This is a genomic window from Halomonas sp. SL1 (assembly GCF_003030865.2).
Lineage (GTDB): Bacteria > Pseudomonadota > Gammaproteobacteria > Pseudomonadales > Halomonadaceae > Halomonas > Halomonas halophila.
This window is the reverse complement of the sequence record NZ_PYUQ02000038.1, coordinates 1-6,101: the sequence shown is the minus strand read 5'-3', so window position 1 is coordinate 6,101 and position 6,101 is coordinate 1. Positions and strand designations below refer to the sequence as shown.

The following is a 6,101-nucleotide window of genomic DNA, read 5'->3' as shown; positions in this document are numbered from 1 at the left end:
CATAGACCGTTGTTTACGTGCCGACTTTTCAGACAGAACCTAGGTCGGTCGCCCTGTAGCCCCAACGAAAAGCCCCGAGCCGGTCTCCCGGCTCGGGGCTTTGCTGTAACCATGCGCCACTTCAACACGCTCTAGGCATGCTGACGTGGCCGACGACTCAGGCGCTGGCCTTCTCGGCGGCCAGGGCGGCGCGATGCGCGTGCAGTTTCTTGTAGCTCTCGATCAGGCGCTGGTGACGCTCCAGGCCCTTGAGCTGCATGCCGACCGGTTCCAGGCCCGGGAAGCGGACCGTGCCGTTCACCGCCCCCACCACGGTCTCCATGGTCTCCTCGCCGAACATGCGGCGGAAGTTGTAGAGGAAGTCGTCGAGCTCCAGCTCGTCGTCCAGGGCGATCTCCAGCACCGCATTCACGGCCTGATAGAACAGCCCGCGCTCGACGGTGTTGTCGTTGAACTGCAGGAACATCTGCACCCGATCCAGCGCGTCCTCGAACTGGCCCAGCGCCAGGTTGGCCATCAGCTTGAGTTCGAGGATGGTCAGCTGGCCCCAGACGGTGTTCTCGTCGAACTCGATGCCGATCAGGGTGGTGATGGTCTCGTGGTCGTCGATCTGGGTCTCTTCCAGGCGCTCCAGCAGGTCGCTCAGCTGCTCGTCGTCGAGGTCGTGCAGGTGCAGGATGTCCTCGCGGAACAGCAGCGACTTGTTGGTGTTGTCCCAGATCAGGTCCTCGACCGGATAGACCTCGGAGTAGCCCGGCACCAGGATCCGGCACACCGGCGCGCCCAGGTCCTCGTGCACGGCCTGGTAGGCCTCCAGCTCGAGCTCCTCGAGGATGCCGAACAGGCCCGCGGCCTCCTCTTCCGTACTGTTGGAGCCGCTGCCGGAGAAGTCCCACTCGACGAACGCGACGTCGGCCTTGGAGCTGAAGAAGCGCCAGGACACCACGCCCGAGGAGTCGATGAAGTGCTCGACGAAGTTGTTGGGCTCGGAGACCGCCAGCGAGTTGAAGGTGGGCGGCATGAAGTCGTTCAGGCCCTCGAAGCTGCGGCCCTGCATCAGCTCGGTCAGGCTGCGCTCCAGCGCCACCTCGAAGCTCGGATGCGCGCCGAAGGAGGCGAACACGCCGCCGGTCTTCGGGTTCATCAGGGTCACGCACATCACCGGGAACTGGCCGCCTAGGGAGGCGTCCTTGACCAGCACCGGGAAGCCCTGGGCCTCCAGCGCCTCGACGCCCTCGAGGATGTGCGGGTACTTCTGCATCACCTCCAGCGGCACGTCGGGCAGCGTGATCTCCTCCTCGATGATCTGGCGCTTCACCGCCCGCTCGAAGATCTCCGACAGGCACTGCACCTGGGCCTCCGGCAGGGTGTTGCCGGCGCTCATGCCGTTGCTGAGGAACAGGTTCTCGACCAGATTCGACGGGAAGTAGACCGTCTCGCCGTCCGACTGGCGAACGTAGGGCAGCGAGACGATGCCGCGCTCGGCGTTGCCGGAGTTGGTGTCGATCAGGTTGGAGCCGGCCAGCTCGCCGTCCGGGTCGTAGATCGCCCGGCAATGATCATCGAGGATGCCGTCCGGCAGCGAGTCGTTCGGGCCCGGCTGGAACCACTGCTCGTCCGGATAGTGGACGAAGTCGTGGTTGGCGAGGTCCAGGCCGAAGAACTGGTCGTTGTAGAAGAAGTTGCAGCTCAGGCGCTCGATGAACTCGCCCAGCGCCGAGGCCAGCGCACTCTCCTTGGTGGCCCCCTTGCCGTTGGTGAAGCACATGTTGGAGTGGGCATCGCGAATGTGCAGCGACCACACGTGAGGCACGATGTTGCGCCAGGAGGCGATCTCGACCTTCATACCGAGGCGCTCGAAGATCGCCGTCATGTTGGCGATGGTCTGCTCCAGCGGCAGGTCCTTGCCCTCGATCCAGGTGCTCTCGCCCTCCTCCGGCTTGGCCATCAGCAGGGCCTGGGTGTCCTCGTCCAGGTTCTCGACCGTCTCGATCTGGAACTCGGGGCCGGTCTGCACCACCTTCTTGACCGTGCAGCGCTCGATGGAGCGCAGGATGCCCTGGCGGTCCTTCTCGGAGAGGTCCTCCGGCAGCTCGACCTGGATCTTGAAGATCTGCTTGTAGCGGTTCTCCGGGTCGACGATGTTGTTCTGCGACAGACGGATATTCTCGGTGGGAATATCACGCGCGTTGCAGTAGACCTTGACGAAATAGGCCGCGCACATGGCCGACGACGCCAGAAAGTAGTCGAAGGGACCGGGGGCCGAGCCGTCGCCCTTGTAGCGGATCGGCTGGTCGGAGATGACGGTGAAATCGTCGAACTTGGCCTCCAGCCGGAGGTTGTCGAGATAGTTGACCTTGATTTCCATTGACAAAGCACCGGATTCGTGTATGGGGCGACCGTAGCGCGTAGCCGGCCATTATCCAGCTTTTGAGGGGCTTCGTCTTGGGCGGCTGGTCAAAAAAGCGCCGGCGGGCGGGGCCAAGGGATGGCTGCTGGGCTCCTATGGCTTGGCGGGGCGAGGTGTCATGGTAATGAGGAAATTTGTAACGCCTTGTTGAGCGGCTCTTGACAAAGACTAAAGTTCAAGATTACCTCTCGATGTGACTTCTCCTTCAATTTTCTCAACAAAGGTTGCAACACAGTGACGTAGCTCAGATAGCTTATCTGGTGTAATTTTCACATGACTACCTTCCTTTGTTCTTCCGCCCCTGTGGACTATGTCATGACGAATTACAATGTAATCCATTAGCTGTTCAATTTCTGGCCTTTCGATATCCAGCGAACTCGAAAAAAGCGGCATAACCCTGTCAAGACGATGCCAGACAGTTTTTTTTATGTATTGCTCAACCTGATCTCTTAGCGCCTCAACACGGTTAAATATAGTTGATAGCGATAATTTTTCTTTCTTAAACTCGGAGCAGTTTGAAACGAATCTTTTAAAAACATCCTCATCGGTTTTAACCCAATATGACATAGTGTCTGACAAGTATGTCTCTAAAGCAGCAATCAGATGTGAATAGAGCAGTTGGCGTAGAAGTAGTTTATGCTCAGAATCTAGAGCCGCTGCGTTTAATGAATCAATTTCTGATAAACGTTGAAGAAATTGTTGGTAAGGCGAGTCTTCCGATTCAACTTCAAAAGAAAAGTATTTATCGTAATCGGGCTCAGTATGTATTGGAGCCCATTCATATACCCCATCGGACTCCACATCATCAATTACAGCGCGCACTATCTCATCATCAAATAAATCCCCGAACCTGCCATACAACTCATCCTCTGCTTCGTAAGGACCGCCATGAATATAGAGGTATCCTCCTTCGCGACCATTGTAGGGTGTATCATTCGCTGGGTCCCAAAAACGACTCAGGAACCATTGCCGCATTGCTTCATGACGCAGGTCAGGCGGTGCTGATGAAAGCCATTCATTATTAGGTTCGAAGCCTGACCTTGTATTAACGCCCGCCTCTTCTGGCAATTCCGGATAGTAATCTTCAAGGTGGTCGTTATGACCCATCGTTAACCTCGGTAAATTTCTTTATGGTTCAGCTCGGGAAAATGCGAAGCCGCTTAACATTTAAGCTGTGGGGCGCGACGTAAGGAGCGTCCCACACAAGCGCATTGTTAGCCGTTTTGATGCGCCTGATTTATACCTCGTTGTACTCGGCTTGGTAATACAAAAAGTATTTCAGCTAATGCAATTGTAAAATCAATAACCCGTTCAGCATCTTGAGATGTTGGCATATTCGCTGCTTGATCAGCGTGCCTTTGATCATTTGCATCAAGTCTCACCTCATGCGCCCAAGTTGCCATGTCTTGAGTTATTAAGTGATCTTGAACTGCTTGTTCAATACGGGCATACAAACTGCCTTCCGTATAATCTTTGAGCTTCAGCATAGCGTCGACTGCGCTAGCTGCGAGCATTACTGCACCTGAAGGTGCATGCAGGCTCTCAAGAGCCTGCTGAAGAAATGCTCTTGGTCTTTCTGGAACATCTTCTTTTATTGATTTTGAGCTTGGAAAGTATTGGAGTATTTCAACATTATGGTTTGGAGCCGAAGCTGTTACAACGCCTCCACAACCACCACAAACATAGACTGCCCAAACTCTTTTGTTTCCACCAGCATGATCCTTAGAGTCGAAATGATGTTGCTTAAATAGATTAGGATTTGCCACGGAACAATGCGGGCATCGACTGATTATTAAGTTTTGCGATAGTGTTGGCATAATCCTTCCTTAATTTATACGGCTAACGCTGCCAGCACAGGCCGGAGCACGCAGTGCGGAGGTCCAGCCCCAGAGGGGCGAATGTGCCTGGCCTTGTTAACTTGCTATATATGCGCATGAACCAACCAATTTACCCAGCCAAAAAACTCAGGGTCTTTTGAACTATAAACAATCGAATACTTCTTTTTCCACTCATAGATATCCATTTCATCAAGTTCAGATTTAGCTACTTCTTTTCCGGGGTGAACAAATAGATATATTTTCCCAGTATTTGCATCAAGGCTAACATCTTGTATTTCCGGTGAGCCTTCCAGTTTTTCTGAATATTCGATTTCCGCATTAGATGGGAAGCACATCACTAAACGGTCAGTTGCTGCAATGAAGAGCTCAACTATATCAATAAAATTATCAACCTCGTTTTCGCTAGGCAAATAGTAATCATGCTCTACTGAATTTCTTATTTTATTAAGCTTTCTTAATATCCTGTCCCCGACGATTCCACAATCTTTAAGAAAGCCGATTATTTTTGGGAACGGAATTATACCTTTAGGATAAGTAGATTTTATGCCGAAAGCATTTGAGATGGTTTCAGCTTGAAGGTGCAATGCTCTTTTAGCGTTAGAAATGGCATTGATTAGAGTTCTATGCTCCTTACCCAGCGATAAATCTTCAATGGCATATTCAAGATAGATTCGAGGTGTGATTTTAGCTTCATACTCTAACCTAATAGGGCTCGAGCTACTCCACTCAATGTCTTTATAGTTATCTATAAATGCCATGATGTACCTAAAGTTAACGCCCCGCTAAACGGCGAGCGTCAGCGAGTCCGGTGAAGGCCACGCTTTTTGTGGCCGGAACGTATTTGAGCGGCTTGTTAAATTGCACCAGCACTATGACTCTCTAATGTGTTTTGCGAGATCAGAAGCAAGCTGAACATAAGACCTCGCGTCGTTTTCACTAAGATCCAACTCCTGTGCATGTGCCGCTTTATTTCTAAGCTGCCGCAACTTATTGAAAACAGAGAGCTGCTTTTCATCAATTACTTTACACTGGAGCAGGTATTCTCCAAGTCTTGGCATATTTCTGAAGGTTGCATTTGAAGATTGCCCCCAGAATGAACTCGCTACAGCTACACTTGCAGACTCGACTTCTAGCCAAGCCTCCATGATTGCGGCGCGAGTTGAAAAGGTAACTAGATTTAAAAGGTTAGAGGACGTAGAAGCGATAGATGGGGCCTCTTCACCCTTTTCCTTTGCTATTGCCTCAACTTCAGCTTTTAGTTCAGACACCTCTTGAGCAAATTCAAGCTCAAGCTCCTTATATTTCAACTTGCGTAGCAAAGGTATCAGTTCGACGATTGGTTTTCGGAGCAAAACAACGAGGGCAATAGCCGTAGCTGGCCAGACCACAGCCTTGATTAGTTCCGAAATGAATGTAAGAACGTCCATTTAACCTCGATATTTCTAGTGCAATTTAACTCCCGCAGCACGCGCGGCTTTGAAGTGGAGGCACAGCCGCAACGAAAAAGCCGTCGCCGTGCCTGCGTTTGTTAGGCTTTTTTGGCATGTAGAACCTCCATAATGAATACCGCCAAAGTGTGTGCGGCATTTACAACAAGCCGTGCCTCTGCAACCACAATACCTGGTGGGTTAGACCCACGACCATGAGCAGAGCCAATGTGAGACCTAAAGGCACCCACCCCGTCAATGATTGAAGAAATACCTTTAAGCACTTTGTGCTGATCAGCTGCCAGAGTGGCGTCGGCATTCAGTTCAAGGTGAGGCTGAACGACGCACCATAGTGGCATTACATTAAGTTTATTTGGCATGGCTAGGTTTTGTCCGAAAAGTCGGATTTGCTAATGTGCTCCATGC

6 protein-coding genes are annotated in these 6,101 nt (G+C 52.0%); all 6 read right to left on the bottom strand.

The genetic code is table 11. The annotated features are described in order from the left end of the window. Positions 1–157: 157 nt before the first annotated feature. Positions 158–2,368 carry an OsmC domain/YcaO domain-containing protein gene (locus C9J49_RS16865; RefSeq protein ID WP_107182558.1) on the bottom strand — a complete coding sequence of 737 codons (2,211 nt, stop codon included), beginning with the start codon at positions 2,366–2,368 and terminating at the stop codon, positions 158–160. 210 nt (positions 2,369–2,578) lie between these two features. After that, positions 2,579–3,517 (bottom strand): HEPN domain-containing protein, encoded by a 939-nt coding sequence (locus C9J49_RS17100; protein WP_146613026.1) that lies wholly within the window; start codon positions 3,515–3,517, stop codon positions 2,579–2,581. A gap of 107 nt (positions 3,518–3,624) precedes the next feature. Continuing rightward, a complete protein-coding gene (locus tag C9J49_RS16860) occupies positions 3,625–4,227 on the bottom strand; it encodes a DUF4145 domain-containing protein (RefSeq protein ID WP_107182557.1) in 603 nt (200 codons plus the stop codon). Positions 4,228–4,331: 104 nt separating this feature from the next. Next, positions 4,332–5,006, bottom strand: coding sequence for a hypothetical protein (locus tag C9J49_RS17095; RefSeq protein WP_146613025.1), 675 nt, complete (start codon positions 5,004–5,006; stop codon positions 4,332–4,334). Between the two features lie 111 nt (positions 5,007–5,117). After that, the gene (locus C9J49_RS16855; protein ID WP_107182556.1) at positions 5,118–5,675 is read right to left on the bottom strand and encodes a hypothetical protein; all 558 of its coding nucleotides are present in this window, start codon (positions 5,673–5,675) and stop codon (positions 5,118–5,120) included. Positions 5,676–5,776: 101 nt separating this feature from the next. Then, positions 5,777–6,034: an abortive infection family protein gene (locus C9J49_RS17460; protein WP_375700497.1), complete on the bottom strand. Its 258-nt coding sequence runs from the start codon at positions 6,032–6,034 to the stop codon at positions 5,777–5,779. Positions 6,035–6,101 lie beyond the last annotated feature (67 nt).